Here is a 374-nt window from a genome sequence, read left to right as displayed (position 1 = left end):
GATCACGAGCGTGAGCATGAAATCACGGTTCAGGCGTGCGTATTCCTGCGCCCACGACATGGCTTCAACGTAGGCATCAAACGAATCGGTGCCCTCATCGAACCACGCAAGGTCCTTGTCTGCAAGCTGAATACCGCGCACCGAGATTTCGCGAGCTGCCATCTCCGTCGCGCACTCACCGATCGTCTTGCCCACATGACGCGAGTCTGCATTGAGCATAAACCCTACATCCTGTTCCGTATCCAGACACAGCTCGATGAAGTGGTTGCCCCCACCCAGCGTCCCCATCTGCTGTTCCATGCGCTTCACGTCGTATTTGCCAACGTGATCCATGATACGCAGGCCCGAAAAGCGNGAGAACAGCTCATCACGCT

General features: G+C 56.3%; 1 protein-coding gene. It reads right to left on the bottom strand.

All coding sequences use genetic code 11. The features are described 5' to 3' along the window. Positions 1-333, bottom strand: a 333-nt coding sequence (locus AC1RPU_RS07610) for an RtcB family protein (protein ID WP_481769582.1), incomplete at its 3' end; no start/stop codon positions are given. Between the last annotated feature and the right edge of the window lie 41 nt (positions 334-374).

Source organism: Dellaglioa sp. CoH-55-MRSF-7, from assembly GCF_056782235.1.
The sequence above is the reverse complement of the archived record's forward strand: the minus strand, read 5'-3'. Positions and strand labels throughout refer to the sequence as shown.